This window comes from Shewanella sp. Scap07 (assembly GCF_013394145.1).
In the GTDB taxonomy this organism is placed as follows: domain Bacteria; phylum Pseudomonadota; class Gammaproteobacteria; order Enterobacterales; family Shewanellaceae; genus Shewanella; species Shewanella waksmanii.
Genome location: NZ_CP041329.1, coordinates 2,226,723 through 2,244,571, shown reverse-complemented (window position 1 = coordinate 2,244,571; position 17,849 = coordinate 2,226,723). Strand labels below are relative to the sequence as shown.

The window sequence follows — 17,849 nt, the reverse complement described above, 5'->3', positions numbered from 1 at the left end:
TGCTCCCAAAATCACTTAGTGGTTGGCTGCAACAGCAGTTTCTTCGGTCACTAAGCGTAAGGTGACACGGCGATCAAAAAAGTCATTCTCAAAATTCTGTTCTTGATTCAGTGGTGAGCTAGCACCAAAGGCACTGGTGTCTAGTCGTGCCACTTCCACCCCCTTATTAACTAGGTAACCTCTCACTTCTGCCGCTCGCTGCTCTGACAAGGCTTGGTTGTAGGTTGAATCGCCACGTCTGTCGGCATAGCCGGTGAGGTCGAGTCGTAAACTAGGAGATTGATTTAGCAAGTAGGCCACTTCATCTAACTGCGCTTGAAAATGCGGTTGGATTTCTGAAGAGCCGGTTTTAAATTGCACATTGAGGCCTAAAGTCAGCTCAGCTAAACGAGTAGACTGCGCCTGTTTTAACGCCACAAGTTGCTGTTTGGTTTGCTGCTGGTTGGCCGCCAGACGCTGTTTTTCAGCTGCAAGGTTGGCAATTTCATCTTGTTGCATTGCTAATTGCGCACTATTACTTTTCAGCTCTGATTCATCACCAACAGATTTACCAATGATGGTTCCGGTAAAGGCACCAATAATCGCACCAACGGGGCCGCCTACCACAGCACCCAGGACAATGCCCGAGCTTAGGCCAATGAGCTCTTCGTTATGGCTGCGGGTTTCAGGCTCTTGTGCTTGCTCGGCGAAGCTCGCTTGAGAGAAAGTAACGCTTGAGATAATTAATGCGCTTAGAAGTTGCTTTTTCATAATGTATTCCTTTATTTCAACTGTTTGTTAGATGTCGACTTAATGTGTCGATGAACTTGATGTCACCTATTAAAACGATTTGAAATGGCTACATTGGGCGGCAAAAATGGCATTGCGTCGATCAAATGTGGCAACAAAATGGCAATTGGCCTGCACGCCTTTAAACCCGCAAAAATTACTGTATAGTTCGAACAATCAAAGCAGTAAAAGAGACTCGTTGGTTATGAAACGTATTGCCATCGTTGAAGATGAAGCGGCTATCCGCGAAAACTATAAAGAAGTATTGCAGCAACAAGGTTACCAAGTTCAAGCCTATGCCAATCGTCCTAGTGCGATGGAGGCATTTGCCACACGCTTACCCGATTTGGCCATAATAGATATTGGCTTAGAAGATGAAATTGATGGGGGATTTACTCTCTGTCAATCGCTGCGAGCCCTATCCAGTAGTTTGCCAATCATTTTTCTGACCGCCCGCGACAGTGACTTTGATACGGTATGTGGCCTGAGACTGGGTGCGGATGACTACCTCACTAAAGACGTCAGCTTCCCGCACCTGATTGCACGCTTAGCGGCGCTGTTTCGCCGCAGCGAGCTCATCGCGCAAACAACCAAGCAAGATAACTTAATTGAACGCGGTGATTTAACTATCGATGCCAATCGCATCCAAGTCTATTGGAAGCAACAAGCCATTGAGCTAACCGTTACAGAGTTTTGGATGGTACATGCGCTGGCCAAGCACCCTGGCCATGTCCGCAGTCGCCAAGCGTTAATGCAAGATGCAAAAATCTATGTCGATGACAGCACGATTACATCGCACGTTAAACGGATTCGGAAAAAGTTTTTACAGCAAGATAGCGAATTTGATTGCATTGATACCGTATACGGTATGGGTTACCGCTGGGATCCACAAGGTTAACTATGTACCATCCGCCCATTGGTCTACGCTCAAAAGTTGCCATTTTATCGTTGTTTTTATTGTGCCTACCTTGGTTGGGTTATCAGTACGTGTGGGAGATGGAAAAATACCTCAGACACGGACAGGAAAAAACCCTTGAAGGTACGACTCAAGCACTGGCAACCGCCCTGCATGAGAGACCAAAGCTGTTTGACAAACAAGCCAGTTTTCTTAATCAAGTACAGCTAGGCCGCGACCTGTATGCTTACCCGTTGGCACGTCCAATTCAACTTGATGGCAAGTTAGGTGATTGGGATGCCTATCGCCACCGTTCTATCAATTATGCTGAGCAATACCAGATTTACCGCGCTGATCCCGCTAAGCCATTAACCCTGAGTTTTGAGCATATGGTCGGCAAGTATTCTGGCTACCTATATGCATTTTTTGAAGTCACAGACCCTAGCGTAATATATCGAGGCAGTAACAGCCTACAAATCGATAATAATGATCATTTAAGTATTGCCACCTTGGCGCCAGACGGCGAGTTTAGGCGTTATATCGTCTCTACCACTCAAGATGGTTGGGTTAGCGCGTTTGAACTCCCCCTTGACCCCAACAAGCGCACGCCGGTAACGCCTGAAGTACGTATTCAAGGCAAATGGCTGAAGACCGACAAAGGGTACAATGTTGAACTAAGAATGCCGCTGCACATGGTTGGCAGTAAACTTGGTTTTGCCATTGCCGATGTCAATTCCAAATACAGCCGCAACATCGAAGCCATTATCGGTACCTCGGGCATAGATGATGTTGAAAAGCTTGGAACCGTACTCGTACCCTCCCCCGAAATTGAAAGCATTATCAAAGGTATGAGCCATAATAGCTCGCGTATATGGGTCGTAGACAAGCATGGACGCGTATTGGCTAAATCGGGTGACATTCGCGCTAGCCAAAGTGTGTGGACAAAAACCGCAGCGGATAAACCAGCAGACAATGCTTGGGACCAATTCAAGCAGCAGTACCTGCACCCGCTTTATTATAAAATTCTAACCACGCCACCGAAAGATTTTGTCGACTCTTTGCAAGATTCAACGGTTCTCAACGGCAGTCACATTGAGTTGGCCTTAAAAGGAAAGCAAGGCTCTACATGGCGACTGACTCCCGATAACAAGGCTGTAGTGCTGGCAGCAGCCAGTCCAATCTGGATTGACGATAAAGTGATGGGAGTCGTCATAGCTGAGGAGACAACCCATGGCATTCGCACTTTGCGTAATCGCGCACTAGAAAAATTGTTTAATGTCATTCTCACCATTATGAGTATGGGAACACTGGCGCTGTTTTTCTTTGCGTCGAGCATCTCTAGCCGCATTAGACGGCTACGTGATGATGCCGAACAAGCCATTGATAGCCAGGGCCGAATTCAAAAAGCCATTGAAGGCTCCAAAGTGAGGGATGAGATTGGTGATTTGTCACGCAGTTTCTCCAACATTGTTAGTCGTTTAGGTCAGTACACCCACTATTTGGAAAATATGTCATCTCGGCTCTCCCATGAACTGCGCACACCTGTGGCGGTAGTGCGCTCCTCACTCGAGCACCTCAACAACCAAGCCTTGGATGAAGCCAGTCAGAAATACGTTGATCGTGCGCAAGAAGGGGTCAGCAGGCTTAATATGATCCTTAACAATATGAGTGAAGCCACTCGCTTAGAACAAAGCTTATCGCAAGCTGAGCTAGACGAGTTTGCATTAAACAAGGTCATCGCGGGCGTGATGCAAGGTTATCAGTTCACCTACCCAGAGCAGACATTTAACCTTAATCTCAGTGAGCAGCAGATGCCAATGCAAGGTGTACCGGAATATATCGCCCAACTAATGGATAAACTGATTGCCAATGCCATTGAATTTAGTCCTAAAGAGAGTGCTATTGCCGTGGATTTAAGCGCCAGCAGCAAACAAGCCATCATCATAGTGAGTAATCATGGCCCGGCATTGCCTAGCGATATGGGTGAGCAAATATTTGAATCTATGGTGTCAGTGCGCAGTCAAAAAGCCCAAGAAAAGCCGCACTTAGGACTTGGGCTCTATATTGCTAGGCTCATCTGCGACTTCCATCAAGGCAGCATCACAGCCAAAAACCTGCTTGATGAACAACAGCAGGCCATTGGCGTCCAGATCACCATTAAATTGCCATTGTATTCAGGCTAATAATACAGCGCGTTAATTCTAAATTATTCAACTTAGCGCACGCACCACTTCTATTTAGCCGTACAGATGTTAAGATGGCTAAATAGACGTCAGCGACAGAGTGTAATGTTCATGAAAAAAGAAACAGCAATTGTTAGCGTAGGCCGCGATAAAAAGTGGACTAAAGGGGTGATCAACCCGCCGGTATTTAGAGCCTCAACTATGGTGTTTGATACCATCGAAGAGATGCGGTTTGCCACCAAGAACCGCGCCAATGGTGAAATGTTTTATGGTCGCCGTGGTGGCCCGACTCATTTCGCGTTTCAAGCTGCCATTGCTGAACTCGAAGGCGGAGTAGGCACCGCACTCTACCCTTCAGGTAGTGCCGCCATTAGCGCTGCGCTCATGTCGTTTTTAAAAGCCGGCGATCACTTGTTGATGGTTGACAGCGCATACGAGCCGACTCGCGATTTGTGTAATAAATTATTGGCCGGCTATGGTATCGAAACCACCTATTACGACCCTATGATTGGCGCAGGTATCGCCGAGCTTATTCAACCCAATACCAAGGTTTTGTTCTTAGAATCGCCAGGTTCTATTACCATGGAAGTACAAGACGTCCCTACTTTATGCAAAATCGCGCATCAACATGATTTGACAGTTATGCTCGACAATACATGGGCTTCGCCTATTAATAGCCGCCCATTTGACATGGGCGTCGACATCTCCATTCAGGCGGCCACTAAGTATATTGTGGGCCACAGTGATGTAATGATGGGGACTGCAACCGCCAATGAAAAACATTGGGAGCAACTCAGGGAAAACAGCTACCTGATGGGCCAATGCACCTCACCCGATGACGTATACCTTGCCAGCCGCGGCCTTAGAACACTAGGTGTACGTATGGCTCAGCATGAACAAAACGCCCTTAAGATTGCCAACTGGTTGGCTAACCGCCCAGAAGTTGATCATATTCGTCATCCGGCATTTGAAACTTGCCCCGGCCATGAGTTTTTTAAACGCGACTTTAGCGGTGCCAATGGCCTGTTTTCCTTCGTTTTAAAGCAAGGCAACATCAAGTCTGTTACCGCATTTGTTGAGAACATGGCGCACTTTAAGATGGGCTTTTCTTGGGGCGGCTATGAGAGCTTAATTTTGGGCGTTTTTGGCATCGATAAGCTGCGTACTGCGACCCAGTGGGATAGCGGTAAGCCGCTGATACGTTTACATATTGGATTGGAGAATGTTGACGACTTAATTGCCGATCTAGATGCGGCGTTTGAGCGGTTCAACCAAGCACTATAATGGATCCTTTTCAGGGTGGTATTGGCCACCCTGATTAATTGACCTCAATATCTTGATAGTCATCGCTGATACCTTTACCTTCAAGTAAACGGATTTTCACTTCTAAATTATGGCGTGAATCGCCAAAATTAAGCGCTGCTTGTTTATCTATTCTCCCCTGCTTATACAGCTGCAGTATCGCCTCATCAAATGTCACCACTTCTTGTTCCAAATTACGTTCAAGTGCATCACGAATATCATCAATTTTTGCGCGTCGAATGAGCTCTCTAATGAACGGGGTATCTCGAAGGATTTCAATCGCAGGCCAACGCTTTTGATCCACTCCTGGGATTAGACGTTGGCAGATAACCGCTTTAAGATTGTGAGACAAATCAATTAATAACTGCTTATGGGCAATTTCAGGGAAAAAGTTTATCACTCGATCTAACGTTTCTATACTGTTGCTTGCGTGAATAGTCGCTAAACACAAATGGCCGGTCTCAGCATAGGAAATCGCATTTTTCATTGTCTCTTGATCGCGGATCTCGCCAATGAGTATCACATCCGGTGCTTCGCGCATCGCACTGCGCAATGCTTGAGCATAGCTTTTAGTGTCCTCACCAACTTCACGTTGATTAATAATGGCTTGTTTATAGCTATGAACAAATTCGATGGGGTCTTCAATGGTAAGAATATGTCCAGGTTGGTTAGCATTGCGATAATCAATCATTGAAGCCAATGTGGTCGATTTGCCTGATCCCGTAGCGCCAGCAACCAAAATTAATCCTCTCGGCTGCATGACTAAATCTGCTAAACACGGCGGTAGATTCAGTTCATGTAATTGCGGTGGTTCAGTTTTGATATGTCTAATGACCATCGCCACATCAGCCATTTGCCTAAAAATACTGACTCGAAATCGACCTACACCAGCTAAGGTTATACCAATACTGACATCCCACTCAGACTCAAATTGGGCTAATTGGCGATCTTTCATTAATGAGTACGCCAAACTCTTAACATCATCAGCATGCAATATCGTTTGCTGTTCGACTGGGCTGCATTGACCTTCTATTTTAATCAGTACAGGCGCATCAGGACTGAAAAACAGATCCGATGCTTGCTTTAACACCATTAACTTTAAGTACTTTGCAATTCCCATAGGCATCCCTTACCTGCGAGTCCAATATAAAAGGCAACCCTCAAGGTTGCCTTTAAAACATAGCAGAAAATCAATAACCTGTAGTACTAACCACTAATTTGGGGCAGATTCACTTTGGTTGTCGACCCAAGCCTCTGTGCCATACAAAGGCACTGTCGACAGTGCGTGTTTATGGCTCCCATTGGTCTCTTTGGTTGAATACGACAAATACAGCAAAGTTTGATTTTCTGCATCGTAAATTCGACGCACTTTTAGTGATTTAAATAAGATACTTAACGACTCTTTAAATACAATTTCACCATTTTTACTGCGGTCAATCGCTGCAATATCGGCACGACTTATCGGCCCGGTTTGTCGACAGGAAATGCTCATGTCGGAGGGATCGGCAAAATCTAAATTAGCTTCCACTCGACTAATATGACAAGTCACCCCGGCAATTTTTGGATCGTCACGAGCATCTATCACCACATCTTTGGTGGTAAACAGCCCCAAACTCACTTTACCAACATCATCGCCGCAACCCGCCAGCAAGATTGTGCCTAATAAACCCAGCAATAAACGCTGTATCATTGTCAAATTTCCCTTATTCCATTAGTAACTTCAGTCTATCAGCGTTCAACGCCAATAGCTTATTTCCCGTTAAATACTTTTTGCGCCCAGCGCGTTAAACCCGCAGTTACACTACCAAAGTGATCCCCAACTACAATCGGTACTTGCGGATAGAGCGATGCGATAACACTGTATATCGCAGGGCTTCGCGCAGTACCGCCAGTGACGTATATTACCTCTGGTGATTGGCCTGCTTGTTCAACCGCCCGCTGCATTAAATGAGTAATTTTACTACTAGGAGCCTGAATTGCTTCAATAAACATAGCCTCAGTCACATTGGCGTGTAGGCCACGGTGCAAATAATCTAGTGGCGCGTCGGTGGCAACATTATCCGATAACGCAATTTTTACCGACTCAGCACTTCGCACAATACGATAGCCCAATTGATCAGCTTGCACCTTTAATAAACGCTGCAGTAACTGAGGCGATTGAGCATCTTTAATGAGATCTAAAATGAGTGTTTTTGAACTCAAAGCGGCAAATTCGCGCTGCGCACTGATATCATTGACTGCAACCGCATTCCAAAAAGGCTTGCTTGGCACTGGTAGGCCATTGGTCATTAGTGTATCTAACCCCAGGTGTGGCATAAATGCGCCCATAGCGAGCGCTATATCAAGATCGTTACCACCAATACGTTGTCCGGTATGAGCCAGAAAATCAGCACTTCTGTCGGAGTTACCACTTAAAGTCGGCCCCATGTTCACCACAGAGCAGTCAGTAGTACCACCACCCACATCGACCACTAACACACATTTATCTTCAGTTAGGCTCGCTTCATAATCCATACCTGCGGCAATCGGCTCAAACAGGAAGGCTACGTCAATAAAGCCGGCACGCCTTGCCGCTAAACGTAGAATTGATTCTGCTTGTTGATTGCTCTCTTTACCGCCAATCCCTTGGAAGTTTACCGGACGCCCCACGACGGCATGGGTAATTGGCTCACCTAAACTTTGCTCGGCAGATTGCTTCACATGGAGCATCATCATAGTGACAATATCTTCAAACAGAGCAATCTGTTCGCTACGCAAGCCTTTTGCGCCCAAAAATGATTTGGGTGAGCGGACATAAAAGCCTTCTTCAGGCATATCTAAATAGGCATCAATTGCTGCTTGTCCGACAAACACAGCCTGCTCATCAGCGTCAAGATCTAACTCTCGTCTCGCCGCTCGGGCACGCGCTAATTGGGAGGAACGTAATTTGGCATAGTCTGGTCTAAATGCAGCTGGCATTTGATTTAACACCGCTTCAGCGATCAGTTCCCTGTCCATTGCGTAAAGGGTGGAGCTGATGTACTGGCTACCATTTACTAGCGGTACAAGCTTCACTTCACCCGCTGCCATTACACCGACAGCACAATTGGCACTGCCGTAGTCAAAACCAACAAACATGGTTCACTCCAAAGACTCTAAAAAAGCCGGCAAAGTTAACACACTCGCTGTAAAAGGCAATGGCAACAACAAAAATTCCTACAGGTCATCACAAATAGTAAAACGCCGTAATCGACTACTAGCGTTGCAACCAATATTCAAAAATAAGAAATATATAATTTCCCATAGTACTTCTGACTGTATATTCGAAATCAAGTTTGATTAATTAATAACCTATAACTAGTCTAACTATTCAACTTATTTTACCTGAAACGTCTCATGGATGCGGACAAAAAAACTCAAAAGAAAAGCAATTTAACTGCCTACTTAATTTTAATACTCGCCGGTGTTGTCTCCACTGGAATCTATTTTGACTATAAAAGCGATATAGATAGGCAAGTTAATGTCGATTACTTTCGTCAACTATCCGAGGTTGAAGACTCTTTCAGCCATACAATAGCCAGAATAGCAGCGCTTAGTAAATATGATGATTCAAAAACCCTGGCGAGACAATACAATACCTATAGTGAAATAAACCTAGATACTGCAAATGGAACCTGTTTATTCTTGGGTCCGCCCACTAGAGAGGATGCTAGCCGAGAACTAAATGGGGATAATCCAAAAAAAGGCGTAAGTGATATTTGTATTCGGAAAAAAGGTGAAGATAAAATAGACAACAATGATGAAGGTAATTTCCAAGCCATTGAGATTAACGAAGTACTGTCCCAGCTACCCAACCAGTTTGATGAAATACTATTAGCTAACAATGATGACAAAATAATCGGCCATTCAAATAAATACAGCATCCATAACATCAGTAATATTAACAAGCTAATCAATAAGGTTTATAAAGAGGCCGAAAAATCCGGCATATCGAAGATATTATCTAGCCGTGCCCAACCTTTAGCACCTACTGAAGAAAAAATAAGTTTGGGTCAAACCAGTTTTACGGATACAGAGTTAGGTGGACAACGTTATCGAATATTTTTTCATCCCATGGTTTACTCTGAACTTAACCAAGGTGATGAGCTGGTTTTAGTCGCGATACTCTCCCATGCGAAACTAATGAGTCGAGATCCGCTGTCCCATAACCTACCATTTTTAGTCAGTGGACTATTTTTGCTCTTAAGTATCTGGGTTGCGACGCTACTTTGGTTTTACCCTATCAATGCAAGCTTAACAAAGCTAACAAGAAACCTATCGATCGTTACGCTCTATGGACTACTGTTTACAGTTTTAGCACTGACCTTATCCCTAAGTTTCAAAAATCGAGTCAAAGACCACCGACATCAATTAACTGTCGAAAAAATCAAACAGTTTAGATTAGACTTTGAAAACGACATAAATTATGCCACAGAAAATCTTTTAGAACAGAAACAACTATTTGAGTACATTTGGTCCATTGATGACAAAGTTGATTGCGAAGAGCTAACCGCTAAAGCAAAAAAAATTATCAACACCAACTTTTACCAGAAAAAAACAACGTCAAGAACTAAAAAAAATGAACAGTTAGAGGAGACTTTCAATCAGGGTAGTTGTTTCTTATCTAGTGAGACATTGCAATTTATAACAGAAAATGTACAAGGCGAAGATGAGACAGAAACTCATAGCATAAGGTTTATCGGTAACGACCTTATTCCACCAAACGAAAGAGAAAACCATGCCCAAGATGGACAGCGACTTGATATAGAAAAAATCAAAAACGGCCTGACTCAGTACAATGGCGATCAACCATTTCCCCTTAGTGCTTTTATTGCCAACGATAAAGGTATTACAGTTTTATCCATTCATCATCACGAGGCCAATTTAACTAGCGGCACCAATCTGTCACATCGAAACTATATAAAACAAATTCAACGAGGTAATAGCTGGTCTCTTCCAACAAATAATAACCCGCAGACACAAGGAGAAAAGTTCTACTTACAACGCCTTTACAACGTCACCAACGGTTCTCTAGGCACTACCATCAGTGTACCGTCGAGCTTTCCGAATCAGGTTATCGCTGGTGATTACTATCTACCTAGTAGTCTATTAATGTCCGTAGATAAACACGATTCAATAGAAAATAACCAATGGATATCTGATCTGATTATTATGATTAGTAATATTAATACTGGCGAAGTCATATTCCATACTGAGAATGAACGAAGTCTTAAAGAAAATCTAGTCACACTTAATAGCGAAAACTCAAAAGCCTTTGCAACATGGTTAGCCACTTCAGTCAGCAACGAAGAGGAACAACTTAGCTTTAAAGGTTTTTACCATGGTGAACCAGGGCGATATTACAAAACTCATAGTATTACAGGCCCTTATACTGTGACAGCTTTTCTACCTGACAACAGCCTTAAAACGCTAACGGTTAATCAATTTTCATATTTACTAACCGCTATAACTATAGTAATAGCTATAACCTCATCATTGATGTATTTGTTCTATACACTCTATGTCGGTTTTAGAAATAAGTCGCGTACAGAAGTTGTAGTCAATGGTATAAAGCACCCTTTTTTCTATCGATTGCACCTACCAACATTAATTACAGTCTGGTACTTAGTAGTAATAGAGTCATTGCAAGTCTCTGCAGCCATTTTTTCAATTACTTTAGCGAGTACTTTAGCATTAGCTGGGCTTTATATTCTCAAGGAGTTAAAAAAAAGCCGATCCCACTTCACCGATTTTAAGATAGAAAGCATTGTTAAGCATAAAGCCACATTCTCTACTGGAATTACGCTAGTAGCTTGCATAATAGTCATCACACCTACCTATCAATCTAGCCTGTTCACCTTCAATAAATATCAACAACTAGTGCACGAACATATTATGAAAAATAATACTCGAGACATCTCCAAGTTCTACCGTGAGTATTACCCAAAAACACTGAGTCATTGTGTTAGTCAGCAAACTGAAATGCCTATCTGCGAATGGTTTACCCAAGATATAACTAAAGCCTCCAAGCCTGTCGATTTTACAACTTACACACAGCTAAGGTTACTTGAGCACTATGTAGATGAACAGTTGTCTGCGATTGTAAAGGAACAAGCTAAATTGTCCCCGGTTGAGCTGTTAGGTCTTTCAAGCCTATGGGTAATACTCTCGATTTTGCTCAGTGCGAGTTGGCTCATAATATACAGCTGGTGGGTAAAGCCAAGATTACTTTTGTCTACAGGTACTCGGAAACACTTAACACTCATGCGGAGGCTTAACCGCAGTCTAGCTTTATCTGAGCTAAAAACAAACCAAGACGCGAGTGGGTCACAAACGGCCAAGTTAACAATTTGTTTGGGCATGACTAAGCGCCATGGCGAAAGCCTACCGCATGCGCTTGCTACTAGGGATGACGACTTATTTCGTGAACTAAAATCGGCAGTTAATGCTGATCAATCAAATTACCAGCCCTTAGAGCAATTGAATGAACACCCACAGCAGGCTAACAAAACGATCAATTATAGAGAAATGTTACCTAGCATAAAATATTCATACGACGCTGCTGAAAATGCCATGTCTCTATGGGATCTAGAAATTTGTCTTGAAACTCACTTCACACGCACACAATTGCTGCGTCTTATTGAAGAGCTCAAGCAACAAAATCAAGTCACCAACCTAACCGTTACCCTGCATTGCTCTAGTTCTACATTAGATAAATTGAACTGGCTGGACGAGTTACAGCTTAAGAAGTTTGAAACTTTGGAACATAGAGATATGTTAGCTTGGTCTGAATGTCTAATGGACTTTGATGTTGAGCTGGCAGATGAGCTGGATACTTACTATATCGGCCTAGACAAAAGTATCGCTGTCAAAGAGCAAACGTCCTTACCCGAACTAGCAGCTATTCCGTTGCAACTAAAGCGTTTCTATTGCAACGAAAAAAGTTCAGACCTCACTACTAAGTTTAACCGAAATTTATCTCGAGCCCACACGTACAGCTATTTACTACACCATTACAGTGCGACCTATCGATATAAGTGGGAAAGCTGTAATGACAATGAAAAGCTAGCCTTATTCTATTTAGCACGAGATGAACAAATAAACCCCCAAAACAAAAACTTAATTAGTATCCTTGGTCAAAAAGGTTTGATCGAGCTTCACCCTAACGGCATCGATTTAAAGATAATTAATGAGACATTCAAAATCTATGTCAAATACGCAGAATCTCAAAAGGTATTCGAACAGTTAAAGCGCCGTGGTTCAGCAGGCACTTGGAATAATTTCAAAGTACCTTTTACTATCCTAATTTTTATGGCTGTCATAGGTTTAGCACTAACGTCTGGCCAATCAATATTTGTGTTGTTAGGCGGCATCAGTGCGGCTCTTTCATCTATAGCCAGCATTAGGACTAATATGGGGAATGGTCTACCTAAGTAATAGTAAACGTTTAAATTAATTTAAAGGTAATCACGTAAAGCTGCTCGGTATCGGGGTAGACATCGCGGATAATTTGCTTGAGCTTATCTAACGGAAGATATTCTTGTTTAGCATGAAACTGATTAAGTTCGCTAAACAAGATGGGCTCGACACTCAGGATTTCAATGTCGCACACTTTGACTTGGGTCTCTAAGGTAAACACAGCGACTTGAGTACCAGGAACATAATGGCTTTCAGCTTCGTCACGAATGGTTATGGTCTTCTTCCCCGAAGCCACTAGTGGAGTTAAGAAGTCAAAAAAGGTAATGGTTGATGGGGCAATATCTGGCATATATTAGTTCTTTTAGGAAAAATGACAGCTAGTACATGCCTAATTATACCATGTTTATTGGCCAACTAACGCGACATATTTATAAAAGTAATTGGTGTTACTTAATGTACAGTTACCAAAAAAATCAAAACCACACATTAGAGTTTTATTGCATATACTTCCCCCTTTTAGTTCGGCTTAAAAAAATAAGGGGGTAAACATCAAGAGTTACACCCTTATTTTCTTAGTTCGTCTATTTAGTAGAAATTACAAGAACCCGGTACTTGGCGGGCACACGCTCTAAACTCATTACTGCATTGCATCGGTGTTTTGTCGCCCGACACTAAACAAGCCTCCCAAGCACGATTACACTGAGAACAAGATGGGTTAAATGCGTATGCAGTTACAGCTGCGCCTAACCCTAAACCCACTATTACAACTTTAAACATTTTGCTAATTGTCATTATTATATCCTTATAATCAGTTACTCATTTCCCAATATTAGACAAATTTAAGTTAGCACTATTAAAATCCTACCAGCAATAACCCAAAAGTTTATATTCAGAACTGTTAGGTCAACAAAATGTCGTCAAAAACAGCACAAACAAATTGACAAGATATAAAGACAATAGAGGTTAGAACAAAAATAAATAAGGCCGCATTAGCGATCTTATTTAAATATATTGTTTAGAAAGAGTTTATTTATTCTGCTGACTTTGCTTCACTTGTGCTTTACGGTCACGGCGTTGTTCAATAACTTTATTTACATCACTGCCGATATGACTTTCGCCACGTTTAGCGGCTAGTTGCACCTGCTTTTCACGCTCAGCAAATCGCTGCCTTTGTTTCTCAGAAATACTATCAATACAGTGCGGGCAACTGACACCTTTTACATAGTGTTCGCTGGCTTTATCTTGCTCGGTAATAGGTAATCGACAGGCATTACATTGGTCGTAGTCACCTTTCTCAAGATCGTGATTAACTGAAACACGATTGTCGAATACAAAACATTCGCCTTGCCATAGGCTGTCTTTTTGATCGACTTCTTCTAGGTATTTAAGTACGCCACCTTCTAGGTGATAAACCTCATCGAATCCCTGCTCTTTTAAATAAGCGGTCGATTTTTCACAGCGAATACCCCCCGTGCAAAACATGGCCACTTTTTTGTGTTGTTGCGGGTCTAGGTTATCTTTTACGTAGTCAGGAAACTCTCTAAAGGTCTTCGTTTTTGGGTCAACGGCATGTTTGAAGGTACCAATATCGACTTCATAATCGTTACGAGTATCAATAAGCAGCACTTCTGGATCAGAAATCAGTTTATTCCAATCTTTGGGTTTCACATAGGTACCAACCACTTTACGTGGATCAATACCTTCAACACCCATAGTCACAATCTCTTTTTTAAGTTTAACTTTGGTGCGATAGAACGGCATTTCGTCGTCAAAAGAGAGTTTGTACACAATATTGTCTAGTCCAGGCTGCTCACCCAACCAAACTAGTAGTGCATCAATCGCGCTTTGGCTGCCAGCTACGGTGCCGTTAATACCTTCATTGGCTAACAGTAAAGTACCTTTAATTTGCAAGCGTTCCATCTGTTGTAACAACGGCGCTTGTAATTGCTCGTGATCGGCTAAGGTGACAAATTTATACAGGGCACACACAACAACTTTTGACATAACATCCTCTTTGCTGGCTGAGGCTTAATCCCCAGTGCAGGTAACCACAATGATTGCTATTTATGAGTTAACAGCACTGCAATCATCACATAATCGGGCGCAAATTCTACCTAGATCACACCCCAACAAACAGGGACAAAAAGTAAGGTTATTAAAATTATTCATAAATCTTGCTTGAGCCAAGGCAATAATCACGCAAAAATGGCGCCTATAAACGCCAAATAGCGGCGAACTTTGCAAGGAACTGCCAGTGTCGACTCAACTCAATCAATCAACACAACGACCGATATTATACTCTTTTAGGCGTTGTCCTTATGCTATGCGCGCTCGACTCGGCTTACTACTTGGGCAGCAGTCGGTACAACTTAGGGAAATTATCCTTAAGCACAAACCACAGCCCATGTTAGATGCCTCACCCAAAGGCACAGTGCCAGTTTTGATATTGGCTAATGGACAAGTGATTGATGAGAGTTTAGACATCATGCTGTGGAGTTTAAGTCAATCTGATCCCAACAACTTATTATTAGCTGGCAGTGCAAAACAAGAGTTAGCGCAAGCGCTCATCGCAACCAATGATCAGCAATTTAAACCTTGGTTAGATAAGTACAAATATGCAGACCGCCATCCCGAACATGACGAGCAATACTACCGTCAGCAAGGTGAAACCTTTATTGCTCAGCTTGAAGCCCTGCTAGGTAAACATGACAATTTATTAGGCGAGCAGGCTAGCATTGCCGATTTTGCAATCTTTCCGTTTATTCGCCAATTTGCCCATGTTGACCGCGATTGGTTCTTTCAGGCCAACTATCCACAGGTGCAAAGCTGGTTGACCGCGCACATCAACAGTGAGGTATTTACTCAGGCAATGAAAAAATACCCACAGTGGCTCGATGACCCTAGCCCTATTACTTTTGGTACCAACTAAGCGCTGCTAGCTCACACGGCCCCCGCCAACATCCACTAAACCAATGCCAACAAACAGCATCGACACACGAGCGCTAGCAAACGAGCACTAGCCAATAAAAAGCCCGGTGATCCAATTGGGTCACCGGGCATAAGTCACTAAGCCAATCTGATTTGCTATGGTTTCGCGATTAATACCATGAATACTAGCGTCACAGAGAATCGCACCATCGGCTAGTAAACGCGTTAGCTTAAAGGCTCAATTGATACACAGCCGTGGTGCCACTCACTTCATTGCCAATAATCAACAAAGGCTTAGCAGTTGGGCTATATTCTGCCGCGACAAACTTCATGCCTTCAGGGCCTAAGTCGCCAGCCAGTTCCGGTGTGCCAGTAATGTCACTGCCATCAATCTCAAAATCGACATCAAAATCTCGATTAACAATATAATCAACAAATTGCACAGCAAACGGATTAGTTATGTCAAAAATCATAAAGCCAGAGGTGCGCTCCAAGCCAACAAATGCATAGTGCTTACCCGCGATTTGCCCTAAGGCCAATGCTTCTGGCTCGGCGCCTTTGTCATCGCTACGGCTATCACCTTTGCTTTCTTCATTATGATTGTTGAAGTTGTCGCCCAACACTGCCGCTGTAATGCGAGCAATCTGGTTGCCGCTATCGAACACTTGGTTACCAGACGTATCCCAAATTGAGAACGAGCGTCCGCCATAACCCACTATTTGGTCGTAGTCGCCATCACCGTCGGTATCACCCATTGATGTGGTGACTTTTAAACGGCCTAACTGGGTTTCATCTTGCGCTGCAGCCACTTGTGGATGGTTGGCATCTAAGGTGAGATCTTCGGCACGAACTTCTTCAGAAAAACCACTGTAGTCTCGAGCGTCACCTTCATTAGCCGAGACAATAAAATGCGCGCCGTTCCACGAGTAGCTAGCAATGGTATCAGGCTGATACAGGCCATATACCCCTTCATAGGCTTGGATATTGATGGCATCATCTTTATCACTGGCATCAATGGCGTTATGCGCTAATCCAAAGTCCTTTAGTCCCAATGGCATTATTGATACCACTTGCATCAGCTCAAGGTCGATAACAGCAATGGCATTATTTTCCTGCAGGCTCACATAGGCTTGGGTGTTATCTGCTGATACTGCAATGTACTCAGGCTCTAAATCTTGCGCAATGCTTGCACCCGGTCCATTAATTTTGATTTTGTCACTAAACTCGCTATTGCGCTCGGAGCCAACATTAAAGGCAGTAAAGTCAATGGTGTTGGCGGTATCTGCTGGTACCCCATCAGCCAGAGTAATTATTGATACGCTGCCTTCAGGATCAACTGTGTAAGCATCATTAGGTTCACCCTCGTTAGCAACAATCACTTTGCTACCGTCATGACTAAACACCACATTGTCAGGCAGTGCGCCAACTTCTACTGCTTTAAGCAAACTAGGTTGCGCTTCTGCGTCAAGTTGGTAGAAAGCAATATAGCCATTACCCTGCTTACTGTTACCTTGGCCGTCACCGCGCTCAATCGCCACTGCCAATAGGTCATCGAAAATTGCCAGGCTATTTACGCCACCTAAATCGGTAAGCGCCAAGTCACCTGCAACATCAATTGAAGCAACTTTATCGATATTATTAAGGGTGTATTGAGCATCCGCTGCAACCTCTTCACCACTTAGGCTACTGGCATCAATGATGTCAACTTGACCACTTTGGGCGTTCACGACAAAAATGTGCTGCGACGTTTTATGAAAATCGACAATTTCAGCGGCACTTTGACCAAATATACCAGACTCATTACGCGCAATTAGCTGCGCAGAAAGCTGACCGATCGCCTCTTTGCACAGCGCTTGAGTTTGACTGGCATCGACTTCATCAGCGTCAAGCACACTATTGCCATTAGCATCGAGGCCAGTTTCGATTAATTGGCCACCCAAAGCACACTGTTCGCTACCCATTGCTAGCTCAGTAATCGCCACTAAAGAACTTAAACCCTGGCTACCGTCGGTACCATTTGTACCGTTAGTTCCGTTAGCGCCTGCCGCACCGTCGTCGCCATCACACCCAGTTAGCAGTGCTGATGCGACAAGTAGCGACAATATGGTTTTTGTTGTTTTCATTTTTATTTCCCTTAGGTTTCAGAATGGGTTTCAAAAATTGCCAATTGGCCCGATAAGTGCCGCTAATTTAGAACCCTAGTAAGAAAATAAAATGAAACAAACATGACACTTTTGATACGTTAATTTAACAAAGCTTGCTATCGGTGATGCAAACATGAGATTTGTTACAAATAAAGCGCGAAACAACAGGCTTAAAGATGGTCAAAACGCCAG

At 43.4% G+C, this 17,849-nt stretch carries 13 protein-coding genes; 5 read left to right on the top strand and 8 right to left on the bottom strand.

What is annotated here, in order from left to right:
• Positions 1-15 precede the first annotated feature (15 nt).
• Positions 16-750 (bottom strand): sortase-associated OmpA-like protein PdsO, encoded by a 735-nt coding sequence (gene pdsO, locus FLM48_RS09810; RefSeq protein ID WP_179024508.1) that lies wholly within the window; start codon positions 748-750, stop codon positions 16-18.
• Positions 751-973: 223 nt separating this feature from the next.
• Here pdsO and pdsR point away from each other — a divergent pair, with 223 nt between their 5' ends.
• The 3 genes from pdsR (at position 974) to FLM48_RS09795 (ending at position 5,130) form a co-directional block, all read left to right on the top strand.
• Positions 974-1,666, top strand: a complete 693-nt coding sequence (gene pdsR / locus FLM48_RS09805) for a proteobacterial dedicated sortase system response regulator (protein ID WP_179024507.1) — start codon at positions 974-976, stop codon at positions 1,664-1,666.
• A 2-nt stretch (positions 1,667-1,668) separates the two neighbouring features.
• Positions 1,669-3,846, top strand: a complete 2,178-nt coding sequence (gene pdsS, locus FLM48_RS09800; RefSeq protein ID WP_179024506.1) for a proteobacterial dedicated sortase system histidine kinase — start codon at positions 1,669-1,671, stop codon at positions 3,844-3,846.
• Positions 3,847-3,957: 111 nt separating this feature from the next.
• Positions 3,958-5,130, top strand: coding sequence for a cystathionine beta-lyase (locus tag FLM48_RS09795; protein ID WP_179024505.1), 1,173 nt, complete (start codon positions 3,958-3,960; stop codon positions 5,128-5,130).
• A 34-nt stretch (positions 5,131-5,164) separates the two neighbouring features.
• On the opposite strand, the gene FLM48_RS09790 is transcribed toward FLM48_RS09795, so the two are convergent.
• From FLM48_RS09790 to yegD, 3 genes are all read right to left on the bottom strand, one after another.
• A complete protein-coding gene (locus FLM48_RS09790) occupies positions 5,165-6,268 on the bottom strand; it encodes a PilT/PilU family type 4a pilus ATPase (RefSeq protein ID WP_179024504.1) in 1,104 nt (367 codons plus the stop codon).
• 93 nt (positions 6,269-6,361) lie between these two features.
• Complete coding sequence (locus FLM48_RS09785) at positions 6,362-6,838, bottom strand: CreA family protein (protein ID WP_179024503.1); 477 nt, start codon at positions 6,836-6,838, stop codon at positions 6,362-6,364.
• Between the two features lie 59 nt (positions 6,839-6,897).
• Positions 6,898-8,265 (bottom strand): molecular chaperone, encoded by a 1,368-nt coding sequence (yegD, locus tag FLM48_RS09780; protein WP_179024502.1) that lies wholly within the window; start codon positions 8,263-8,265, stop codon positions 6,898-6,900.
• Positions 8,266-8,523: 258 nt separating this feature from the next.
• On the opposite strand from yegD, the gene FLM48_RS09775 reads away from it, so the two are divergent.
• Positions 8,524-12,603 (top strand): hypothetical protein, encoded by a 4,080-nt coding sequence (locus tag FLM48_RS09775; RefSeq protein WP_179024501.1) that lies wholly within the window; start codon positions 8,524-8,526, stop codon positions 12,601-12,603.
• 10 nt (positions 12,604-12,613) lie between these two features.
• On the opposite strand, the gene yqfB is transcribed toward FLM48_RS09775, so the two are convergent.
• The 3 genes from yqfB to FLM48_RS09760 form a co-directional block, all read right to left on the bottom strand.
• Entirely contained in the window at positions 12,614-12,934 is a 321-nt protein-coding gene (gene yqfB / locus FLM48_RS09770) for a N(4)-acetylcytidine aminohydrolase (protein ID WP_179024500.1), read from the bottom strand.
• Between the two features lie 236 nt (positions 12,935-13,170).
• Entirely contained in the window at positions 13,171-13,377 is a 207-nt protein-coding gene (locus FLM48_RS09765) for a hypothetical protein (protein WP_179024499.1), read from the bottom strand.
• 234 nt (positions 13,378-13,611) lie between these two features.
• On the bottom strand, positions 13,612-14,589 hold the full coding sequence (locus FLM48_RS09760) for a rhodanese-related sulfurtransferase (protein ID WP_179024498.1): 978 nt from the start codon (positions 14,587-14,589) through the stop codon (positions 13,612-13,614).
• A gap of 250 nt (positions 14,590-14,839) precedes the next feature.
• On the opposite strand from FLM48_RS09760, the gene FLM48_RS09755 reads away from it, so the two are divergent.
• Positions 14,840-15,514 carry a glutathione S-transferase gene (locus FLM48_RS09755; RefSeq protein ID WP_256871109.1) on the top strand — a complete coding sequence of 225 codons (675 nt, stop codon included), beginning with the start codon at positions 14,840-14,842 and terminating at the stop codon, positions 15,512-15,514.
• A gap of 229 nt (positions 15,515-15,743) precedes the next feature.
• Here the strand turns inward: FLM48_RS09755 and FLM48_RS09750 are convergent, their stop codons facing one another.
• Positions 15,744-17,636, bottom strand: a complete 1,893-nt coding sequence (locus tag FLM48_RS09750; RefSeq protein WP_179024496.1) for a choice-of-anchor I family protein — start codon at positions 17,634-17,636, stop codon at positions 15,744-15,746.
• Between the last annotated feature and the right edge of the window lie 213 nt (positions 17,637-17,849).

Excerpts from the sequence above, each read along its gene's own strand:
- pdsO (WP_179024508.1), bottom strand. The coding sequence starts at position 750 with ATGAAAAAGCAACTTCTAAGCGCATTAATTATCTCAAGCGTTACTTTC.
- pdsR (WP_179024507.1), top strand. The coding sequence starts at position 974 with ATGAAACGTATTGCCATCGTTGAAGATGAAGCGGCTATCCGCGAAAAC.
- pdsS (WP_179024506.1), top strand. The coding sequence starts at position 1,669 with ATGTACCATCCGCCCATTGGTCTACGCTCAAAAGTTGCCATTTTATCG.
- FLM48_RS09795 (WP_179024505.1), top strand. The coding sequence starts at position 3,958 with ATGAAAAAAGAAACAGCAATTGTTAGCGTAGGCCGCGATAAAAAGTGG.
- FLM48_RS09790 (WP_179024504.1), bottom strand. The coding sequence starts at position 6,268 with ATGGGAATTGCAAAGTACTTAAAGTTAATGGTGTTAAAGCAAGCATCG.
- FLM48_RS09785 (WP_179024503.1), bottom strand. The coding sequence starts at position 6,838 with ATGATACAGCGTTTATTGCTGGGTTTATTAGGCACAATCTTGCTGGCG.
- yegD (WP_179024502.1), bottom strand. The coding sequence starts at position 8,265 with ATGTTTGTTGGTTTTGACTACGGCAGTGCCAATTGTGCTGTCGGTGTA.
- FLM48_RS09775 (WP_179024501.1), top strand. The coding sequence starts at position 8,524 with ATGGATGCGGACAAAAAAACTCAAAAGAAAAGCAATTTAACTGCCTAC.
- yqfB (WP_179024500.1), bottom strand. The coding sequence starts at position 12,934 with ATGCCAGATATTGCCCCATCAACCATTACCTTTTTTGACTTCTTAACT.
- FLM48_RS09765 (WP_179024499.1), bottom strand. The coding sequence starts at position 13,377 with ATGACAATTAGCAAAATGTTTAAAGTTGTAATAGTGGGTTTAGGGTTA.
- FLM48_RS09760 (WP_179024498.1), bottom strand. The coding sequence starts at position 14,589 with ATGTCAAAAGTTGTTGTGTGTGCCCTGTATAAATTTGTCACCTTAGCC.
- FLM48_RS09750 (WP_179024496.1), bottom strand. The coding sequence starts at position 17,636 with ATGAAAACAACAAAAACCATATTGTCGCTACTTGTCGCATCAGCACTG.